At 34.6% G+C, this 21273-nt stretch carries 14 protein-coding genes; 6 read left to right on the top strand and 8 right to left on the bottom strand.

From position 1 onward, the window contains the following. Positions 1-20 precede the first annotated feature (20 nt). The 4 genes from AB1278_RS10025 to AB1278_RS10010 all read left to right on the top strand — a co-directional run bounded on the left by AB1278_RS10025 (position 21) and on the right by AB1278_RS10010 (position 2825). Positions 21-284: a hypothetical protein gene (locus AB1278_RS10025; protein ID WP_429814097.1), complete on the top strand. Its 264-nt coding sequence runs from the start codon at positions 21-23 to the stop codon at positions 282-284. A gap of 376 nt (positions 285-660) precedes the next feature. Then, the gene (locus tag AB1278_RS10020) at positions 661-1047 is read left to right on the top strand and encodes a hypothetical protein (RefSeq protein WP_429814094.1); all 387 of its coding nucleotides are present in this window, start codon (positions 661-663) and stop codon (positions 1045-1047) included. A gap of 313 nt (positions 1048-1360) precedes the next feature. After that, positions 1361-1609, top strand: a complete 249-nt coding sequence (locus tag AB1278_RS10015) for a hypothetical protein (RefSeq protein ID WP_411412990.1) — start codon at positions 1361-1363, stop codon at positions 1607-1609. A 94-nt stretch (positions 1610-1703) separates the two neighbouring features. Then, positions 1704-2825 carry an aspartyl protease family protein gene (locus AB1278_RS10010; protein ID WP_429814091.1) on the top strand — a complete coding sequence of 374 codons (1122 nt, stop codon included), beginning with the start codon at positions 1704-1706 and terminating at the stop codon, positions 2823-2825. Positions 2826-2913: 88 nt separating this feature from the next. Here the strand turns inward: AB1278_RS10010 and AB1278_RS10005 are convergent, their stop codons facing one another. Genes AB1278_RS10005 through AB1278_RS09995 form a run of 3 tightly spaced genes read right to left on the bottom strand, consistent with a single transcriptional unit; the run spans position 2914 to position 9913 of the window. Next, the gene (locus AB1278_RS10005; RefSeq protein ID WP_429814089.1) at positions 2914-5469 is read right to left on the bottom strand and encodes a prolyl oligopeptidase family serine peptidase; all 2556 of its coding nucleotides are present in this window, start codon (positions 5467-5469) and stop codon (positions 2914-2916) included. Next, on the bottom strand, positions 5459-6862 hold the full coding sequence (locus AB1278_RS10000) for a RagB/SusD family nutrient uptake outer membrane protein (RefSeq protein ID WP_429814086.1): 1404 nt from the start codon (positions 6860-6862) through the stop codon (positions 5459-5461). The genes AB1278_RS10005 and AB1278_RS10000 overlap by 11 nt, the downstream gene beginning before the upstream one ends. 24 nt (positions 6863-6886) lie before the next feature. Beyond that, a complete protein-coding gene (locus AB1278_RS09995; protein ID WP_429814083.1) occupies positions 6887-9913 on the bottom strand; it encodes a SusC/RagA family TonB-linked outer membrane protein in 3027 nt (1008 codons plus the stop codon). 653 nt (positions 9914-10566) lie between these two features. Between AB1278_RS09995 and AB1278_RS09990 the strand changes: the two genes are divergently transcribed. Continuing rightward, on the top strand, positions 10567-10809 hold the full coding sequence (locus AB1278_RS09990) for a helix-turn-helix domain-containing protein (protein WP_429814080.1): 243 nt from the start codon (positions 10567-10569) through the stop codon (positions 10807-10809). Between the two features lie 194 nt (positions 10810-11003). On the opposite strand, the gene AB1278_RS09985 is transcribed toward AB1278_RS09990, so the two are convergent. From AB1278_RS09985 to AB1278_RS09965, 5 genes are all read right to left on the bottom strand, one after another. Further along, the gene (locus tag AB1278_RS09985) at positions 11004-12008 is read right to left on the bottom strand and encodes a hypothetical protein (protein ID WP_429814077.1); all 1005 of its coding nucleotides are present in this window, start codon (positions 12006-12008) and stop codon (positions 11004-11006) included. A 28-nt stretch (positions 12009-12036) separates the two neighbouring features. Beyond that, complete coding sequence (locus AB1278_RS09980; protein WP_429814074.1) at positions 12037-13791, bottom strand: restriction system-associated AAA family ATPase; 1755 nt, start codon at positions 13789-13791, stop codon at positions 12037-12039. After that, positions 13772-15370 (bottom strand): restriction endonuclease subunit S, encoded by a 1599-nt coding sequence (locus tag AB1278_RS09975; RefSeq protein WP_429814071.1) that lies wholly within the window; start codon positions 15368-15370, stop codon positions 13772-13774. Before AB1278_RS09975 ends, AB1278_RS09980 begins: the two co-directional genes overlap by 20 nt. Further along, positions 15370-16941, bottom strand: a complete 1572-nt coding sequence (locus AB1278_RS09970; protein WP_429814068.1) for a type I restriction-modification system subunit M — start codon at positions 16939-16941, stop codon at positions 15370-15372. The genes AB1278_RS09975 and AB1278_RS09970 overlap by 1 nt, the downstream gene beginning before the upstream one ends. Before the next feature lie 294 nt (positions 16942-17235). Continuing rightward, positions 17236-19908 carry a COR domain-containing protein gene (locus AB1278_RS09965; protein WP_429814065.1) on the bottom strand — a complete coding sequence of 891 codons (2673 nt, stop codon included), beginning with the start codon at positions 19906-19908 and terminating at the stop codon, positions 17236-17238. Positions 19909-20234: 326 nt separating this feature from the next. Between AB1278_RS09965 and AB1278_RS09960 the strand changes: the two genes are divergently transcribed. Beyond that, a complete protein-coding gene (locus tag AB1278_RS09960) occupies positions 20235-21119 on the top strand; it encodes an FRG domain-containing protein (RefSeq protein ID WP_429814062.1) in 885 nt (294 codons plus the stop codon). Positions 21120-21273: the final 154 nt, after the last annotated feature.

The following is a 21273-nucleotide window of genomic DNA, read 5'->3' as shown; positions in this document are numbered from 1 at the left end:
AACCAAAAACTTCAATTATTATGAAAAAGTTTCTTATTCCTGCCGCCCTGGTGATTATGGGCACAGGAGGTGCATTAGCATCAACCATCGAAAGTTCATCCAAAGTGATTACTATTGGATACAAAGTAGGCAATTTCGGAGAACCTACCTGTGTAGCCGTTAAAAACTGTGAAACAGTTAACACAGGAGTACTCTGCACGTACACAGATGCCACAGGCCCTCACAACTTAAAAAGAATGAGCGGCTCACAGTGCTTCGGAGATTTGTTTGAAATTTTACCGTAAACCCTATCAATTAACAAAAGAGGATGCCACAGGCATCCTTTTTATCATTTACGATTACTTTGAGAAGCCTGAATCACAATATAATTCAGCCACATTTCATTTAACAGCGGTTTTATTTCTGAATTGTATGGTAATTTTTTTAATGAATAGCTGCTAATCCCAACCGATGATCTACGCTATGTCCTTTCTCCACTTTCCACTTTACGGTACTGCCGTGTTGGTAGTTTTTTTAAAAAAGATGAAATTTTCTTCATTTAATTTTTAACACGACGAGTTCTGTCGCTACACGAAACTATCTTTGTATCAGTAAGAAAAAGGATAAGAGCTCTTCCAAACTTTACTTAAATTATTAACCAATTAACCTAACCAAATCATTATGAACAAATTCCCATTTACTCCTGAAGGAGTACAAGCAAAACAAAAAGAACTGAGTACATTAACTCTTGAAGAGAGATTAAAAATTGCTGAATATGCAGCAAGCAATCCTGTTGAATTCATTTCTGAAAACTTTGAGATGTCTGACGAGCAGCAGGTATATTTAAAAGAACTTGAACTGGTCGATATCAGAGTAACAGGATTCAGCCTTGCTATTGGATTCTTAGGACAGATTCCTGTTGAAATGCAGGATACAACACCTCCATCAGCTTTCGCTGCAAGAGGAAAGAAAAAGAAAGAACTTTCAACCAATGTAAGTACTACAACCAATCCACAAACCGGTGCTACGACTGTAACAGGTTCAGTAGGCATCAAATGGTCTTGGTAATCTTACAGTTGATACAATAGGCTGTCTGCATGGCAGCCTTTATTTAAAAAAGCTAATTTTTTTTCTTTTAATTTTTAACACGACGAGTTCTGTCGCTATACGAAACTATCTTTGTTTCAGTAAGAAAACACGATAAGAGCTCTTCCAGTCTTTACTAAGTTTAACCAATTAACCTAACCAATCATTATGAACAAATTCCCATTTACTCCTGAAGGAGTACAAGCAAAACAAAAAGAATTGAGTACATTAACTCTTAAAAATTGCTGAATATGTAGCAAGCAATCCGGTTGAATTCATTTCAGAAAGCTTTGAAATGTCTGATGAACAACTGTTGTATTTAAAAGAAGTAGAATTAGTCGATATCAGAGTAACAGGATTCAGCCTGGCAATCGGATTCTTAGGACAAATACCTGTTGAGATGCAGGATACAACGCCTCCTTCAGCTTTTGCTGCAAGAGGAAAGAAAAAGAAAGAACTTTCAACCAATGTAAGTACTACAACCAATCCACAAACTGGTGCTACGACTGTTACAGGTTCAGTAGGTATCAAGTGGACCTGGTAATTTACCAAGGCTTATGAACAATAAGGCTGCCCCATATGGCAGCCTTTATTTATTTTTTTAATTATATTTGCCTGACACCCCGATAAATAAGAAAATGAAAAATATTAAATCACATTTATTTATATTACTATTAACACTAACCCCTTTCTTTTTTAACGCTACGACCATACCTTTTGAGCTTATCGATGGAAAAATTGTTGTTGATGTAAGTATTAAAAATAATAGACATAGCTTTATTTTTGATTCGGGAGCTTTTACCATCATTTCAGCAGAGCTAAAAAACCAGCTGAATGAAAAAAAAAGTACAACTGTTTTCGAAGGCGTAGATGCAAATAACGCAAAGTCTAAGATGGAGGTTTTCTCAACAGATTATATCCAAATAGCAGATCTGAAAATGAAAAACATCAATTTTTCATTTGCTGACATCAGCTGGATGAGCGGCAGGGCATGCAAAAAGATCAGTGGAATTTTTGGTGCCAATATGATGAAGGATAAGGTTTGGCGAATAGACTTTAAGGCAAAGACTATTACAGTCTTTGATAAACCTCAGGAACAATCTGGTACTGTTGCAGCAATCTCTTTTTCTGAAGAAAGCTTCACGGGTGTTCCCAAACTTAATGCTAAAATAAGAAATCAAAATATAGAATTCATTTTTGATACCGGCTCAGGAATGGGCTTTACAGTGAATCAAAAGGTGTATGATAAAATAAAAGATAAAGACTTTCTAACTTTTGAAGGACTCTTATCACAATCCTTAAATAGTATTGTAAAAGGGCAAAGACAGGTTGATCTAATGGAAGTCGAGCTTAATAATACCCAACTTGGTCCTCAAATTATTGACAGCAGTTCAGATTCTCCTAATCTCATTGGTACAAAATTTATTGAAAACTACTTGGTAGACCTTGATTTTATCAGCAAAAAAATTCTTCTTGCCAATGAAGGAAAAAAGCCGCGATATCAAAGTTTCGGAATCGCATTAGCTCCTGTTGACAACAGCATTGTTATTGTTAACAAACTGGAAGTTCCTCAATTATCAGAGATAAAACTAACGGATAAAATTATTAAAATCAACAACACTGATGTTACAAAGGCCTCAGGCGACACCTTTTGTAAAATAAAGGAACTCCTTGACCAAAATCAGTCTATTACCATAGAGAATGAATCTCATCAAACATTCACTTTAGAAAAAAAAGATGTTTTACAGTATCTGCATTAGAATTAATATAATCACGTAACAGAACTTATCATGTTAAAAGCTTCAGAATATTCTGAAGCTTTTAGTTTTATTTACCACTTAGTAATTCTTAAAACTGTATATCTTTTTTCATTTGTTTCTCTATCCATGGAATCTCCTTCTTCCCTTTCAGAAAATAATCCCACCAATCCCGTATCCTAATTTCCAAATCTTTCTCTGCTTTGGAACCAGTTGTAAAAACATGTCCTTCTCCCGGATACAGCAATGCCACGACATCCTTTTTATTTCTTTTCAATCCTATATACAATTCCATCGTCTGATCCCATACAATCCTTTTATCCTCCATCCCGGTCCATAAAAGCATCGGGGCACTCACTAGATGTACATTATTAATCGGATTATTATCCATATACAGCTTCTTATTTTCTGCAAAAGAAGCATCCATATCATACTGTCCCTCTTCAAACTGCCAGTAAAAAGGAGTCGATGATGTTTCATTATAGGAAAAATACATTCTGGTCAGATCACTGGCTCCAGCTCCTGAAATATAGGTCTTAAAACGGTGGGAATGACCTGCTATAAAGTTCGTCCTGTAGCCGCCGAAAGAATGGCCTATCAGCCCCACATTCATAAGATCAACCCCCTGATGCCCCTCTAAAGCATCCAGAGAACTTTCCACACAGTCGAGTGCTGAGAGTCCTACCCCGGATGCTCCGTTTACAATATCCGGCAGATACACAAAATATCCATCTTCCAGAAGCTTCTTAATAGAAAACCCTACCGGAAAATTATTGAGTGGTGACAAATACTGGTTAGGATTTCTGCTTTGCACCTCATAGATATGTACCACCATCGGATATTTTTTCCCTTCTGTGTATCCAATCGGATAATACAGAAGCCCTTTTAAAGATATCTCCTCTTTATTTTTAAAACTAATAATCTCCATACTAATCAAAGCAGATGTTTTATCCTGTGGATTACTCTGAAAGATAACATCCCCTTTTGGGTGTCCGATCTCTTTATAAACAATTCCCGGCGGCTTATGAAGGCTTTCTTCCACATATATGGCTTTATTTAACATTCCATCCGCCTTATACCATGTAATATTAGAATCAGAAGAAGCCATGAGTGTTTCTACACGACCCTTATACCATTTCAAAAAAGTCTTCTCTATGGTTCCTTTCCGGGTTACTGACAAGAGCACCGGAGCATTTACATCCAGTATGCTTCTTCTGAAATTATAACCTGTTTCAGGATATAAATCCGTTTCATCTTTAGTGACCACCCTTACTTCATTTTCCTTATCGATAGTAAGTGCCGTAAACTTCCCTTTATTGATTTCATATCTCCAAAGATCACTGCTGCTTTCAAAGTAGATCGTTTTGCCATCTTTGCTGAAATACGCTTTTGTCAGGTCCTCTTTTTCAAGAACCATCCTATTTAAGGTATCTGTATCCAACAAGATCCATATTCCTTGCTTATTTTTATACACAAAATGATTTCCTTGATCTGATACTGAAACCTCCGCCTGCATGATGCCCAGATCTTCATACGTATTCCTTTTCATATTATAAAGCCAGCCATGAATCAGAGGAAACAGGGTGGAATAATTCTGAAGTTCATCCCTGTTAAACATCAGAAAGTAATCCGGGTTATTCAGGCTTGCTACCGTTGAAAAACGGTCAGAGGGAACCCTGATCACCTCCCTTTCTTCTTTTTTCCATATCCAATATCTTTTTACAAAAGAACCTTCCTGCTTAGCCTCCAGATTCCCGTCATTTCCATACCAGATATCCACCGTTCCTTTTTCTGCCGCAATATGCGTCATTCCCGTAATCATAACCGCTTTTCCTTTCTGTATTTCCGTAAACCGCAGGTATTCCTCCTGCTTTATTTCTCCGATATCCGGATACAGCAGCTCTAAGTTCGCTGTATCCACAAAAACAATTTTCTGAGACTTACTTTCTGTACCAGCATTACCGCCACTTGACACTTCTTCCTTAAGAATCATCAATTTTCCTGAAGGTGTTTCCTCAATGCTCCGTATCATACCGGATGTAGAATATACTTTTTGCACTTTATCACCGGAATACCTGACGAGCTGGTTTTCCCGGCCTTCTTTTTTCACAATATACAATGCAGTTCCTGAACTGCCTACCCTGAAATACTGCACCCGCTCTACTCTTTCCAACAGTTCAGATTTTCTATTATAAATATGAAGAATACTATCGCTGGTCTGCACAAAATACTTCTGTCCTTTCTCTATGATCCCGCTCTGTATAATACTTCCTGAATCACTGCCCTCCCGGCCTGTTTTCACTTCTTTCTGCATTCCTGTAGCAAGATTCCATAACAAAGCTTTCCCCTGCCCCAATGCCAGCAGCTGATTGCCTTTTACAAAAGAGTACTGGTATTTGTTGGTCAGTGTTCCAACCAGTGATTTTACTCCTGATCTTCCTGCAGCCAGTACCACTGCGGTATCATAATTATTCCTGTACACTTTTGTGGCTACGATCCATTTGCTGTCATCCGACACTTTATTAACGGCAATGTTGTAATATTGAGAACTTTCATCTTTCAATGAGTCCCTAAAGGCCTGTCCATAACAAACCATTCCCAGCAGAATAAGCAATAGAATAATCAGTTTATTGATGTTAATAGCCATTATTCTGCGGATTAAGGTTAGGATTAAGGAGGATATCTTTCTGCGGAATGGGCCATACACTATGAAAAGGTTTCCAATTGGGCTTTACCGCCTGCAGATCAGCGAGCCTGTTATTGCGTTTTAAGTCCAGAAAGCGGTGCCCCATTTCGGTAAAGAACTCCCTTCTATTTTCCAAGAGGATTTCACTCAGCAAAACCTCTTTTGGAACTAATGTTAAAGCACTCATTCCTGCCCGCTGTCTCACCGGATTGATATACTGCAATGCTTCCCCAATCTTATTCTGCTGAGCAAGCGCTTCTGCCAGCAGTAAATATACTTCTTCCAGACGGAAGACGATAGAATCTTCAGTATCATTGATGGTGATATTTTTATACTTATCCGCTCTGTACCACGTATTCCCTCCCACGGTTACCGCAGCCATCCACAGCTGTTTTCTAAGGTCTCCTGCTTCAAATGAATTCACAAGGCTTTCAGATAACGCGTATCCTGTAGGCGCCGCTCCTGAAAAGTAGTATACCATCGCTTCTTTCACAGGATCACCGGGATTCGCGGGCTTTAACTGCCATATAATATGCTTTGAATCCTTCTGAAACACCTTTGACAAGTCATTCTGAAAACTGTACAGCGGACTCCCCAAAATGGTCTTAAGCACATGCTCTGCCTCTGCCCACTTCTGCCTTACCATATACACTTTGGCCAGCATCAGCTCTGCTGTTTTCCGGTTGGGATATACCCTTTCCGCGTCCCGGTACTGATCCGGGAGCAACCCCGCACAGTAAGAAAGATCCGTTTCCAGCCTTGACAGCACCTCCCCGGATTCTATCCTTGACAAAGACTGGTTAACCTTATAATCCGTTGTTACCGGATAAGGAACGGGTCCAAAGACCTGCTGAAGATAAAACAGAAGTATGCTTCGGACCAGAAGGGCTTCCCCTTCTATTCTGTTCTTTTCATTACCCGGCAGAGCTGATGCTCTGACTCCTTCTATAATGGCATTGGCGGCATAGATGTGCTGGTACGCGGTTGACCATACCGAATACACGGTAGAATTGGTATCGGTCTGCTGATTGTGATACAGCGCCAGTACGCCATCGGTATCGGTTAAGGCATAAGAGTCCAGATCATCGGTATAGACACCCAGAAAAGGTCCCAGTGACTCCCCTGACAGCGGAGAATTATCCCTTAAACCCGCATATAGTCCTGCCAGCGATGCATTAGCGGTCTGAACGTCTGCAAAGACCTTATCTTTTCCGATCTGATTGGAAGGCGTTTCCACTTCCAGCATCTTTTCACAGGAGAAAGCAAGGATACAAAACAGCAGAATCATTCCCGTATTCCTCCAGAACACCATCGCCTTACGATATTGATTTATATTAATTTTTGAATTTTTCATTATTATTTTTTTTAGCATTTAGATTTACAGGGTGATCAGCACTCCCATGGAATAAGTTTTTAAAGGCGGCAGGAAGCCAATGTTCCTGAACTCAGGATCAGGCCCGAAGTATCTGGTAAAGGTCAGCAGGTTCTGTCCCTGAAAATAAACTTTCACACTTTTGAATGTGCCCTTTACCGGAGCCTGATAGCCCAGCTCCAGGTTCTTAAGCCGGATAAAAGAAGCATCGGACACCGCTGCCGTACTGTTCATAAAAAACACATGGAGCTGATTCTTGATCCCATTACTGCCTGAAGAATACGGCATATAGCTTCCCCCGGGATTCTCAGCAGACCATACATCCAATACCTCCTGAGGCTGGTTATTCATGGTTCCCGGTATAGGCATGATATTATTATAATTCCAGTTTCTCTGTTTCACAAACTGAAAGAGAAACGACAGGTTCCAGTTCTTAAAGCGAAGGGTATTGTTCCAGCCTCCAAAATACCTAACTCCGATATTCTCCACAGCCTGCCTGTCGTCAGGCGCTGTGATCCTGCCATCGCCATTAAAGTCTTTGAACCGGTATAATCCCGTAGCCGGATCAATTCCTTCATACTGATATACCTTTACCGATGTGATGGGCTGTCCTATAACATAGGTATTGGCATAGGTAGACCCTGCAAGACCCGGAAAAGAAACCAGCTTGTTCTTTGGAAAACTTATATTAACGTTGGATTCCCACTGAAAAGCTCCACCTGAAACAGGTCTCCCGGAGAGTTCCAGCTCCCATCCTGAGTTCTCCACGACGGCATCCAGATTGGCCAGTACACTTGGAAAGCCTGTTATGGAAGGAAGCTGATATCCCACCAGCTGACTCGAAGAACGGTTCCTGTACCACGCTGTAGTCAGGTTAATCCTGTTTTTCAGAAATCCCAGTTCCAAAGCCGCTTCCAGTTTGGTGGTCTTCTCCCAGCTGTAATCCGGGTTATACAGTCTTGAAGGATTGAGCCCTGCTGTATTGTTATAGAGGTATTCCGAGAGATCATAGGTATCCAGATACCCATAGTCTCCAATATTATCACTTCCGGTAGTTCCGTAGCTGCTACGAAGTTTCCCAAAGCTCAGCCATTTCTTATTTTTCAAAAATCCTTCCTGAGAGAATATCCATGCCGCTCCCACGGCCCCGAAATTCGCAAACTTATTGCTGGGACCAAAGCGGCTGCTTCCATCCCTTCTTCCCGTCATATTCAGGATATACCTTCCGGCATATTGGTAATTCACCCTTCCAAAGAAAGCAGCATAGCGGTACTCCGTTTTAATCTGATCGGTAATAATCCTGGTCCTTGCCGCTCCTATGTTCTCTATGAAGGCATTACTTTCAAATCCAATCCCGATCATAGAACCCTGATTGCCTGTATCCCGCTGAAAGGTCGTCCCTACCAGCACATCCAAAGCATGTCTGCCCTTCTTCATCTGCCAGCTGAGCTGAGGTTCCAAAATAAAGGAAAAACGGTCCTGATTACTCTTATACGACTGCGAGCTCGCACTGGACTGCCCCTGATAGGATGAAGGATTATACATGGTATTGGGCTTTAATGACCTTTCATCAAAAGACTGGTAATTAAGCCCTCCACTGAACTTCAAAAACCAATGTTCCAGCAGTTCATACTGTACATTTATATTGGTTAAAAACTGCTTGTTCTCATAGGAATAGGAACTGTTATACAGCCCTGCCGGATTGTTGAAGGTATTGTTCTCCCAGTTGAGGCTTCCGTCGGGCAGATACAAAGCCGGAGCATTGGGTACCATCAGGAAAGCCTGTCTGGTGATATCCTCACTCAATACATTATTTTTCTGAAGAGAAAACCTGCTGGAGACACTGAGCTGAAAACGCTTGTCTTCAGAGGTGTGGCTGATATTGGCAGCCAGATTATCCGCCTTATACTTAAACCCTTTTGAAAACACGGTAGACTGCTCATTGTGCCCATAGCCTACCAGAAAACTTGTTCTGTCATTGCCTCCGTTTAAGGAAACATTCGCGGTAAAAGCATCTGCGGTATTTCCGATGAGCTCTTTCCTCCAATCGGTATACTTTGCCTGATCCCATACTCCGTTAACATCATACGCATTAGCCGGATATACAGAAATCCCGTCATTCTGATAGGCCTGCCTTCTCATCCTGAGATAGTCCCCGGTCTTCATCATGTTGAGGTTACTGATCACAGAACTCACCGCATAGGAAGTTCCTACATTTAATCCCAGATTCCCTGCTCCTCCTGCAACTGCACCTGCGCCAGCTTTCCCATTCTTCCCTTTCTTGGTAGTGACCAGCACGACTCCATTCGCTCCCCTAGATCCATAGATCGAGGTCGCATCCGCATCTTTCAGAATCTCAATACTCTCAATATCCGCAGGATTAATACTATTCAGCGGATTGATACTGCTGGCGGGCAGTACCGCTCCTGAAAACTGGGAAGCCATTTCTCCTCCTACCGGAACCCCATCCACTACATACAGCGGATTATTCCCCAAAGCCCTCAGACTGTTCTTTCCTCTTATCTGAATATCATAGCCTCCTCCCGGCATTCCCGAGTTCTGTACAATATTCACTCCCGCTACCCTTCCCTGAGCCGCAGAGAGCACATTCAAAACAGGTTGATTTTCGATATCTTTTGCTGAAACTTTGGCGATACTACCGGTTCTTTCTTTGTCTTTAACCTTATAGTAGCCAGCGTTGAGAATAACTTCTTCGATTCCCTTTACTTTTTGTTCTAAGCTGATATTAACGACAGTCTGATTAGTGAGTGTTAATTTTTCTTCTGCATAATCAGGGTGTCTGAACAATAGGATGGTATTTTCTGCTGAAACCTGTAAGGTATAGGTTCCGTTGTTGCCGGTCATCGTTACCTGATCACTACCCTCTTGTGAGATTATAACTCCTGAAAGAGGTTTACCTGATGAGGTTACGGTACCGGAAATGGTGCGTGTTTGGGCTTTTGTATGGATGCTTACAGCAGTAAACATGAGCCCAAAGAAAATGCCTCCTATATTGTAATAGGAATTTTTCATAGATTTGTAAAGGTTTTTAATTTTTAAAGATTAATTACTGAACTCCGCTCTTTCCCGTTGGTCTGCAAACTCTATGGGAAGGGGCTTTTTCTTTCTTCTGATTTTAAGTTGAGTAGTTTTTTAATTCATTTTGTAGTTAAAGACTTCCCTGATGCCCTTTGGTATGAAAAAGGACTGGTGAGGTTCTGTAAGCGGTGACCGCAAGGCACCGGAAAGAATTTAATATGAATGAAATCTGTGTTCCCGTGTAAGCTTTTTAAAGCCGCAATAGGTTGTACCCTCCTATTGTATCGTGTAGTCTGATACTATGTTTAGGAAGCGGGCTTAGATTTTTTGTGTAGAGATAAAGCGACTGCATTGAAAAAAAACGGCATGGGACTCTACATTATCCAATTCGGGGTACTGGTATACCTTACATACAGATAAGAGAGCCCACGCCTAGGTCGTGAGCTTCCTGCTTATCATCTCGTATGTTAAAAATTACCAGTTTTCGAATTTGAGACTCTAAGCAATAGCTTCTATTATTCTTTGAAGTATCGCAAAGTTACATTTTCTGTAACCTATTTTACAAATATAATAAAAAACTCTTATTTATTATAAGATCTTATAACATTTATTTTTTAAAAAATCCCGCTTTTTGTAAAAATATCTTTATGGGAGCAAAAGATGAAGAATTGGTTAGATTTGGAATTCACATAAAAGACCTTAGAAAAAGTAAAGGCCTAAGTCAAGATGATGTCGTCACTAATAGTAATAATCTTACAAAATCAACGGTGAGTGATGTAGAAAATGGTAAAAGAAATTTTGCCTTCACAACTTTTTTAGATTTAGCGAGAGGTTTAAATGTTTCACCTTTAGAGCTAATAAAATATTTTCGCATAGAAAATAATTTATAATAAAAAATAAAATCCTAACTATGTACATAAGTGATTTTATTGTGAATCATGTTTCTTTTTAATGTTGATTTGAAATTTGTGGAAGAAGTTCTTATGTTTTCTGATGAGTATTTTTTGAGACTTTATCTTAAAATTCAGTTATTTTTCACAGATTGCTTAATAGGTATTAGTGATGTTGGCATCACCTTCATTTTTCAAACATATACATTAGCTTCAATTTGTGCTCTTGCTAAAACAGAATCTCTTAAAAAACCATCTAAAACTGGCTTTCTAATAAATGAAAGATTTAATTTTTCATCTAGTTCTAAAGCTTTTAGACATGCAATTTTTCTATCTTCTTCGGGCATATGAGCCATATCAGAATCATTGATATATTCCCAATAAAAGCGATACCATTTTTCTACTCTCCCCTTTGCAAAATCAGAATATCTAATATCAATATCATAAATATTTCGCCAAGATTGTATTTCGTCAACCTTACCATCAGGACTGAAATAATTTATGTCCCAAACTATCTGTTCAGGTTTTGTGTTATCAGTAATTATGTCGAATGATACAGATATTTTTTGATGATTTAAATCAAAAGGATAAAATAAATGGCCTGTTGATATTGCTATAGTATCTTTATCACCCTTAACATCAAATGAGTTACATTCTTTACAACAGAGAATTAAATTTTCAAAATTAACTGAGGAAAATGGATATAACGATTTTGGTAAAAAATGGTCATATTGGTCACGCGTTTTACTTTCTTCCATTTTTAATTCTCCAATTCCACAGGTTGGGCAAAGAGTTGTATTTTTATTAATCTTTCTAAATTTATTGAAATGTTCTAAAAGTGTTGTATTAAATTTTTCACGAAAAGCATTTCCGTCTAATACTTGATCATATAAATTCAAGAAAAAATCTCTTAATAATTTCTTTAAACCTTTAACATTGCTGTCTAATAAAACTGGTGAATAGCCACCAGAGCATATTAACTCTATGTTATTACTGTCTTTTATTTGATGACAAATAGTAGTTCTTGTGACTTGATTGAGTCTTCTTAAAATACTATAAATATCAATTAGTGGTTGCTTCACTATTTTTGGGTGCCTTCTTACAATATCATAAAAATCGGGATCAAAAAAAACATTATCAAATGGACCTGTTTCATGTTCAATTCTGTCAAAAAACTGAATAACAAAGTCATGTAACATAACATGACAACTAATCAAGTATTTATAACTATTTATCATTTTGCTTATTAAGTTCATTTTCTCTGATAATCAGCTCTCTAAATAACAATACTTTTTCTACAGATTCTCCCAATATTCTTGCTTCTTCTTTAGCAGCTAATATATTTTCAGGACTATTTAAAGGCATGTTTTTAATCTTTTCAATAATTTCTAATGAAAGTTTAGAGATAGACTCTTTTTTACCAAAAATCTCTTCCGTTATAATATTAGCTGAAGTTCCAAAAGTTCTTATCCCTTTGTCTTTCGCCGTTTGATGTTCTACCTTGCTATTTTTTTTTCTAAAAATAATAACATTTTCTGGTTGGCAATCTGATATGATAAACGGTGAGTGAGATGTGATAAGTAGATCTCTCCTATTATCTAATGAGCTTGTTTGATCTTGTTTGAGACAATCTCTTAACGTTGAAACAAAATTGGAGCGCCAATCAGGATTAAAATGGGTTTCTGGTTCATCTAACAAAAACAAAGAGTTAGTATCCCTAAACAACAAACATAAACCTATGCAATGGATAAATTGATATTCACCATCTGATAAAGATTTTGTATAAATTACCTCATCAACATTATCTTTCTTTAGAATAACATCCTTAAATCTAAAAATTCTTTCCTCATCATACGGTAAAGGAATTACATCTTGATTGATGTAAATATTTTTAGAATGATAAACTTTTTGTTTTATTTTTTTTGTAGTTTTATAGTTATTCAAGTTAAGTAAAACTTGGAAAGTTCTAAACAACTCGAAAGCATCATCTGCAAAATGAAATTTGAAGGCTTGTCTACATTGTTTATCCACAAAATAATCTAAAATCAACTCTTTTGTATCATAGTTGTAATATGAGGTTGTACTGCAAGCTTTTAATCGTTCAATCGATTTACTTATCAAAGATGTCAGTTCACGGGTAATGTTGTTTTTATTTTTCCTTTCTTCTACCGGAATTGTTTGGAAAACATCTTTATGAACTTTTTCAAATTCATCCTTTTTTATTATCAATCTAAAAGATTTAATATCGTCAAGTCCTAATTCATTCTTAAAGGGAAGCAGTGATTCTTTTTCACGTAATAAATAAATAGATAACAGGACAGCTTGATTGTAGTAGTCATCCAAATATACAAATCTACTCTCAGGTTTAATGTAGTCTAAATCTTTGATCAACCTGTACAAATATTCATCATATTGTATAAATCGCATTTTAAAAAAGGGAAGATTTATTAATTGATTTTCACCTGACGAATAAGCAACAATAAAGTCGGGTAAAAAATCTTTGACTTCTTTTCTTTCTAATAATATATTTCCGCTTTTAACACATTCTGCTCTATTTAACCAATATACTTTTGGAGATTCATTACTTTTTTTGTCAATTTTAATATGTGCATCATAGCCAATATTAAAAGAAGAGCTAAAATGCTTTCTAGAAAAATCTCCTTTGATGTAATAATAATATTCCAACTCAAAAGCATCAGGATTACAACTTTCAGCAAAAAAACCTTCAGTATGTACATTTTTAAATTTTCCTTCTCCACTAAAACCCTCGGGTTTAAAATCCAAATAGATACATTCAATATGATAAAAAATTTCTGCTAAGACTTCAAGTATATTTGATTTTCCTGAACCATTTCTACCTACCAAACAGTAAGGTAAAAAATCCCATAACTTATCTAAATTGTAATCATTTAGAAAGTCTATTTCAAAGCCTGCCTGTAGGCTTCTAAATTGGGAATTTAATTTAAGCCTTTTTAATTTCATTAATTACTATTTCTAATTGATTTGTTTCTGAATTATATTTTTGTTTTAAAAATGATTTAGGTTTTGAAATTTCTTCAAAAATAAATTTTTTCCAATCTTCAAATTCAAAATATTGACCATGATGAGAATAGATTTTATTATAAATTTCTTCAAGTCTTGATAAATCTACTGGTCTGTTATAAAAAATCTTTTTAAGTAAAAATTCCTGGTCCTGATCGTGGTCTTCTATACTTCCATATTTTGCTACTATTTCTTTGGGAATTCCATAATATTCATCGAGTGACATATCTTTTATGTGTTTCTCTTTTTCAGGAAAAACCGGAAGGTTTTCTGTTTCAATATGTGGTTCTAAAGAACCTGCAATAGATGTTTTTAATTCGGTCTTAGATAATTCTAAATTTATTTTATTTAAATTTATTTCGCCTTTAAAAGCTTTTTGACTCAAAACCCCATACATATTCTCTAATTCTAGTAAACTAGACTCATAACTCTTTTTTAAACTCTCAACTTTTTCAACTATTGTAGCAAATAGATTTTGGAGTTCAATAGGAGGAATAGGTATGTTTATTTTTTTTAATGCATTAACATTAAAGTGTTTTTGAATTCCACCCACTTCATTGGATAGAACTATTCGTTTACCAATATCAGAATTGAAAAAGAAAACTAAATATTTAGAATTAATTAAATCTTCTTTGGGTCTTGTTATAATTAAATCAATGCAATTGCAACCATCCAATTCTTTAGGAATAATCGCTGCTGTTCCTGTCATACCAGTTCTCACAAAAACTACATCACCTTCATTTAAGATTGATTTTGATAATAAAGTTTCATTTGCTATTTTAGAAAAATAAACAAGGTTGGATAAATCAATTCTATTTGGTTTAATATTTAATGACCGTAATGCTATAATTCCTTCTTCTACATAATGAGATGCGGGTTTAATAACAACCCCTACAGTAAGTTTACTTAAATATTTTTCACCAGATAAATATTTCCACTTCTTTTCATTCTTTAGAGGATCTCCAAACATCTCCAAAAAAGTACTCTTCAAAAACTCATCTAAAAGCTTTATACTTTCTTTCCGCTTTTGGATTAGCTTGTCTGCCTGTGTTAAAATTTTTGCAATTTGGATTTGGTCACTCAACGAAGGTAAAAAGATTTCTATTCCTTCAATTGAAATAGAAGAAATATTAATTTGTGCACCACCATTTGCTATTGCTTTAATAATTGGATTAATGGTATTTAAAACATGAAATAGATAATCTTGATCTAATCTATTTTTATCTAATATCTTAAAACATCCTACTCGCTGATTTTGATATGCAATTTCGTCAGATTTATAAATTCCATATTTACCAGTTGTTGCTCCTGACATTGCAATCAGAATATCTCCATTACTTATTTTAAAATTATCAAATTGTTTTTCATAAATAGTTCTTACTGAATTTTGTGGTGTTACTACATTATCATTAATATTTGAAATACGAATAATCGGGACACCACTTTCAGTAAAATTTTTACTTTTAAAGGCATAACCATTTCTCAATTTACAAACAGAACCTAATTTTACAAATTCCATTAAAATAGCTCTTTTAATTCATTAATTCCTTCAATAATATCTGCTTCAATATTTTCTAATTTTTTAAATATTACTTTTGGTTCTTCAAATTTAACTTCTTCATAAACTTGTACTTGATATTTATTAAAACTTAAATCATAGTTATTATCAACAAGTTCTTGTTTTGAAATGTTGAAACAATTTACTGTTCTTTGATTATGTGTACTTGGTAAAGAATTACGTTTATGATATTTCTGAACAATGTCAAGTAAATCACTCTTTTCAATTTTATTACGCTTATCATCAAGAGTATACCCATCATTTTTCATGTTGTAAAACCATACATTATTAGTTTCGCCTCCCTTGGTAAAAATTAAAATAGCAGTACTGACTCCTGCATAAGGTTTAAACACCCCACTTGGCATACTTATTACAGCTTTCAATTCGCTTTTTTCCACCATTATTTTACGACATTCCACAAAAGCTTTTCCGCTACCAAATAATACACCTTGAGGAATGACAATTGCCGCACTACCTCCCATTTTTAGCATGGTATAGATACGTTCGATAAAAAGTAATTCGGTTTTGGTAGTTCCTAGTTTTAAACTTTCATTAATATCACCTTTGTCAATATTACCAGTAAAAGGTGGATTAGCAAGTACTAAATCATATAGCGAATCTTCATTATAGGATTTACTTAATGTATCTTTGTAATCAATATTAGGTTGGTTAATACCGTGCATCATGAGGTTCATCAATCCTAATCGTACCATAGTAGTATCAATATCATAGCCATACAACGATTCTTCAACAATATGCTTTAAATTTTCATTTAAAGTAGCTGAAACCGTGGCACGCATAAAACCATCTTCATCTGGTTGCAAGGCTTCAGGATTATCTTTTTTAACTAAATCAGTCAAAATATACTGATATGCTCCCAATAAGAAACCAGCAGTTCCACAAGCAGGATCAACAATTCGCTGCTCCAATTGAGGTTGCACTAAGTCAATCATCAATTTAATAATATGACGTGGAGTCCTAAATTGTCCATTTTTACCTGCACTGGCAATTTCACCCAATAACATCTCATACACATCACCTTGTATATCTTGAAAGGCGTGACCACCTTCATTGGCATCTTTTTCAATTTCAATAAAGATCTTTTCAATTATTTTAATGGCTTCTTCTAATAAAGACGGCTTCGGCATAATAAAAACAGCAGTTGCCATAGCTTTGGTAAACTTAGATCCTCCTTCAAATTCCTTAAGAAAAGGAAATACTTTGGTTTGTACATGATTTAAAAGTGCTTCGCCTGACATTCTTTTTGAAAATGTTGTCCAACGCAAGTCCTGCTTGCTGATTTCTTCGTCACTTCCTGGCACTTTAAACACACCATCAAACTTTGAGGTATAAGCCTCTCCTTTAGACTTTGCATCATGTTCACGTTTAGCCTCCAAATCATCCATTTGTTTCATAAAAATCAAATATGTAATTTGTTCAATGGCAGTCAAAGGGTTACTGATACCGCCACTCCAGAAGTTATTCCAAAGGCGGTCAATTAAAGCTTTTAGTATTGGGTTATTTTGTAGCATAAAAAAATCAGATTAAAATGTCAAAATTTCGTCTAACAAAGAAATTTTGACAGTCTGCAAATATACCGATTATCTATATTTACAGACCTGATTCGTGTACTTAATTTATAAATTAGATAAAATAATAAAAAAAATTCATTTAACTTAATTGCTGTAGATTTTATGAAACAAGTAATTGCATTCGCTAACGAATTTTGGACACTATTCATCTAATTTTTCGAGATAAAACATCCATATAATTGTTGCCAGAATCTAATATTTATATTAATAAAATTTCAACTCAAAATTTAAATTTTATTGAATGTGAATTAGAAAATGTGTTAATGAGAGTTTTCTTTGTGACTTAAAGTAATATGACTTATAAACTTTGATTTCAGATTGTTCTGTGAAATTTTTAGTAACATCTATTGTGTCTATTAATTCAATCTCTTCCACTTGTAAGTTTTTTATTAATTCAAAATAGTCATTTATTAATTTGGTAAAATCTGTAACCGTGCAATAACAGCCTAAAAACTTATCTGGAATTCCTAATACATCATAGTTATTAATAAGTTTCGCAATATGACTTTTTATTGTGGTTTTATTCAAATATTCTAAATTCATACCTTCATAAAATGTTAAAACATTTCCATTATTTGACTCTATTTTGATATCAATTTCACCTGTGGTTTTACCAGTCGCAGACAATCCATATCTCGATTGATCTTTACTTACAATCCCCATACTTGATAACTCACTACTAATAAAACTGTTTCTTGAATCCTCATGTCTATCAATAATTTTACTTAAACCCTGTAACTTTGATATCGCTGCTATAATGTCATAAATTAAATCTTTTCTTGCATTTGTTGAACGATATTTGAAAAGTAGATCATTAATATCAACTGTTAATGCAGATTTAAAGCAATCAATTGTAGAACGCCCAGTATCAATAAACTTCTTTAATACTGGATTGGGAAAGTAATTAGGATTCTGTTCATTAATACATAACGAACAATTACATGCAAATTCTTCATCATAGTCCTTACTATCCTGCATTTTAAAAAGCTGAAAAATTTGCAAGAGTTCATTTTTTATTAAACCATATAAATCTCTATTATCTGAGCCAGCTATAGTGATGTTTATTGTTTTAGAAAATTTGTCCGAAATAACTAACGCACTAGATGAATTATAATTAAAAATAGCACCACTTTTCCAATAATTATCGGAATTAAGTAAATAAAAAAGCTTACAAATAAGCCGACCAAGAATACCGTTGGGTAAAAAATTAAACTTATAACGGAACTTAAATATATTTTCTTGCGATAGCAGCTCCTCTGTGGCATTATTATTTGGTACTTCATCTTTAAGAAGTTCAGGTATTACATATTTATCTGAAGACCCAACCGTCTTAAAACAAATTTCAAATCTGTCCATTAACTCAAGCAGTTGTATATGAGTCTCTACAGGATAATTTTCCAAATCTAAATAAATCTCAAGATCAGAATAGGAAAATACACCATAATTTTTCTGAATGGTTATTGTGTCAATCAATGAATATACTGCTTTTGTTGCCCATTGTGGATTTATTATTATTATATTACGTAAAAGCGGTAGATTTTTAAAATGGATTATTTCACCAATATCATGTAGATAATCACTTATTAATTCCAAATGAGTTCTTGTAATATCATAAATGATTTCCTTACATAAATTTTTAAAATCAGAGATTGAAATATAATCTTTATCGATTTCTCCTAATTTTTTCCTAATTTGAATCCAGCTCGTAGGTAATTCTTCACCTATATGATCTAATCTTCTTACAGTATCATTTAAATTGATTAAGAAAGTATTTAAACCTTCCTTTGTAAGACAAGATACTTGGTAAAATCCAACAATATTTGGGAACGTTTCTTTATATCTCTTTTCATCAATACTGATAAACCTCACATCAGATTTATTCATTACAATTAGTATAGGACTACCGTTACCTAATAAGTTTACAATATTAAGCCAATAATCAAAATCCTCTTCAAATGTATCTTTACGTGGTTCCCAGACAAATATGTATATTGATCTTTTAGTTAAAAAAAACTGATGAGTACTATGATATATTTCTTGACCACCAAAATCCCACAAATTGACTCTAATCTCTTTTTTTATTTCGAAAGAGCTATCAAGTGAGTTTTGCATCATAATTTCCATTTTTGCCTCATCCTCTAAAAAGCTGAATGATTCAGAAAAAGACCTGTAAAATTTGGAACCAATCCTTTCATCAAAATCAATTTCATAATCTTCAATTTCATCTTTTGAAAAAACTTCAAAAACATCTTCAATTTGGTGATAACTGTTGTAATGAGGAGGATGTGCAGGAAAAAAAACGTCTAATTCCATTTTATCAATAGTAATACCATGTGTAACAGCTTCGCTACCCAATTCTATTGCTAGTGTGGGATCTTTTATTACTTTCATTAAAGTTGTTTTACCAACCTCTCCTCTTCCAACAAATATTAATTTAGTTTCATAAAATCTCTGCTTTTCTCTATATTTTACTTGGTTTAAATATTCTTGAATATATTGTAAATTATAACCTTCGAGAGAAATTGGAAGGTTGTTTAAAAAAGGATTATCATTGAAAAAGATTTGATTACAGGATAAATAATTTAGACTGTCTGGTAAATCATAAAGGAAATTTTTTGAGATATTTAAAACTTCAAGCTGATAAATTATATCCGGATCAAACTCAATATTATATATATAATTATTTGACAAATTCAAAATTTGCAAATTTTTTAACTTTGCAACATCTCTAGGCATTTCAGAAAAGAAATTATAACTTAAATTTAGCTCTATCAGCCAATGTAGATCTGAAATTGCCACCGGTAATTCACTTAGATTAAGAAAGCTTAAATCTAAATATTTACTTTTATTTTCGCGAGCATGATTAATTCGATCAATTGCTATCTCACGATTTTTAAGACTTTTCAATGATTATTAGTTTTTAAAATGTTGATTTTCTTATTTTGTTAACTTTTAATCTGCTAAATATAGATGATTATTAATTTATTTGAGCACTTTTAGCAGATAATTTAATGCCTAAATCTAATACAATTTCAACTACAGATATTGATTGCTAATTCTATACAAAATACAGCATCGTGTTATTTTGCGTAAATTAAACACAAAAATTACATGACAAGTTTTCTTTTTATATATTTGCGTAAAATAAACACAATTAAAATATAGCAGTTACAAAATAAAATCAGAACAACTTTCTTTCATTTTTTAACTAATATAAAAATAACAAAATAAATATGATCTTAGAAGTAGCAAAAAACATTACTGAATATACGGAAATGGTTTCCAAATATAATTCACACCAAGTCAATAACTGGTACAGAGGAATGAGTAAATCATCGTATTCTTTAGAACCTTCACTTTTTAGAGAAAAACGGGAAATTGGGATTCACTATAGTGGCAGAGAAATTAATGGTAGACAATATCGGAAATCGGAAGCCGTAATGAAATCAGATTTGGCAGCAATTGACAAGTTTATGAACCATTATCAAAACAAATTCCCAGACAAAAGCAAAGATTACAATCTTATTGATTTTCTTTACATTATGCAACATTATGATATACCCACAAGACTTTTAGATTTCACGAAAAATCCGAAAATTGCGTTATATTTCAGTGTCTCAAATGCAAGCGAATTTGAAGACTGGAATTCTGAGGATGAAATTGAAAGTTTTTATGAATCTAGTGGTTACTCAGAAGAAGGGTCTTCAATTCATATTGTTAATCCTAAGCTAATCAATGATAATACAAACCTATTCAAAAATCTAAAAGATGACATATTAAAAATTTATTCGATTGATTTAGACACTTTACACAATCTTACCTTCCCTATTTGTGTCAAAACTGACAATCAAGACGCACGAATAATCAGTCAGGAAGGTGTATTTATGCTTTTTGGTAGAGATTATAAGGCTATAGATGAATATGAAATTTTACATAATGATATTGTTAAAATTTTCATCCCACGTTCCTGTCGATATCAAATAAAAAAAGAATTAAAAGAGCAGTATAATATTAGCCATATAACCATGTATCCAGACATTAAAGGCATCGCAATTGAAATAATAGAGGAAATTGAAGCAAAATACAAGCGAGACTGCCAATCAATATTTGGAAAGTAATAAAGAAAATGCTAACAAATAGAAGTATTTCCAAGGCTGTCAAGCGATACCTATCATTACATTTAAATATCACATTTTTAAATTCCGAATTTTGGAAACTATATAAACGTGGTATAAAACCTATATAAAGTATGGCTAGCGTCACTTTAAGGAT

The organism is Chryseobacterium sp. NRRL B-14798 (assembly GCF_050470705.1).
Lineage (GTDB): Bacteria > Bacteroidota > Bacteroidia > Flavobacteriales > Weeksellaceae > Chryseobacterium > Chryseobacterium cupriresistens.
The sequence above is the reverse complement of the archived record's forward strand: the minus strand, read 5'-3'. Positions and strand labels throughout refer to the sequence as shown.

Excerpts from the sequence above, each read along its gene's own strand:
- AB1278_RS10015 (WP_411412990.1), top strand. The coding sequence starts at position 1,361 with ATGTCTGATGAACAACTGTTGTATTTAAAAGAAGTAGAATTAGTCGAT.
- AB1278_RS10010 (WP_429814091.1), top strand. The coding sequence starts at position 1,704 with ATGAAAAATATTAAATCACATTTATTTATATTACTATTAACACTAACC.
- AB1278_RS10020 (WP_429814094.1), top strand. The coding sequence starts at position 661 with ATGAACAAATTCCCATTTACTCCTGAAGGAGTACAAGCAAAACAAAAA.
- AB1278_RS09960 (WP_429814062.1), top strand. The coding sequence starts at position 20,235 with ATGATCTTAGAAGTAGCAAAAAACATTACTGAATATACGGAAATGGTT.
- AB1278_RS10000 (WP_429814086.1), bottom strand. The coding sequence starts at position 6,862 with ATGAAAAATTCAAAAATTAATATAAATCAATATCGTAAGGCGATGGTG.
- AB1278_RS09990 (WP_429814080.1), top strand. The coding sequence starts at position 10,567 with ATGGGAGCAAAAGATGAAGAATTGGTTAGATTTGGAATTCACATAAAA.
- AB1278_RS10005 (WP_429814089.1), bottom strand. The coding sequence starts at position 5,469 with ATGGCTATTAACATCAATAAACTGATTATTCTATTGCTTATTCTGCTG.
- AB1278_RS09970 (WP_429814068.1), bottom strand. The coding sequence starts at position 16,941 with ATGCTACAAAATAACCCAATACTAAAAGCTTTAATTGACCGCCTTTGG.
- AB1278_RS09985 (WP_429814077.1), bottom strand. The coding sequence starts at position 12,008 with ATGTTACATGACTTTGTTATTCAGTTTTTTGACAGAATTGAACATGAA.
- AB1278_RS09995 (WP_429814083.1), bottom strand. The coding sequence starts at position 9,913 with ATGAAAAATTCCTATTACAATATAGGAGGCATTTTCTTTGGGCTCATG.
- AB1278_RS09980 (WP_429814074.1), bottom strand. The coding sequence starts at position 13,791 with ATGAAATTAAAAAGGCTTAAATTAAATTCCCAATTTAGAAGCCTACAG.
- AB1278_RS09975 (WP_429814071.1), bottom strand. The coding sequence starts at position 15,370 with ATGGAATTTGTAAAATTAGGTTCTGTTTGTAAATTGAGAAATGGTTAT.
- AB1278_RS10025 (WP_429814097.1), top strand. The coding sequence starts at position 21 with ATGAAAAAGTTTCTTATTCCTGCCGCCCTGGTGATTATGGGCACAGGA.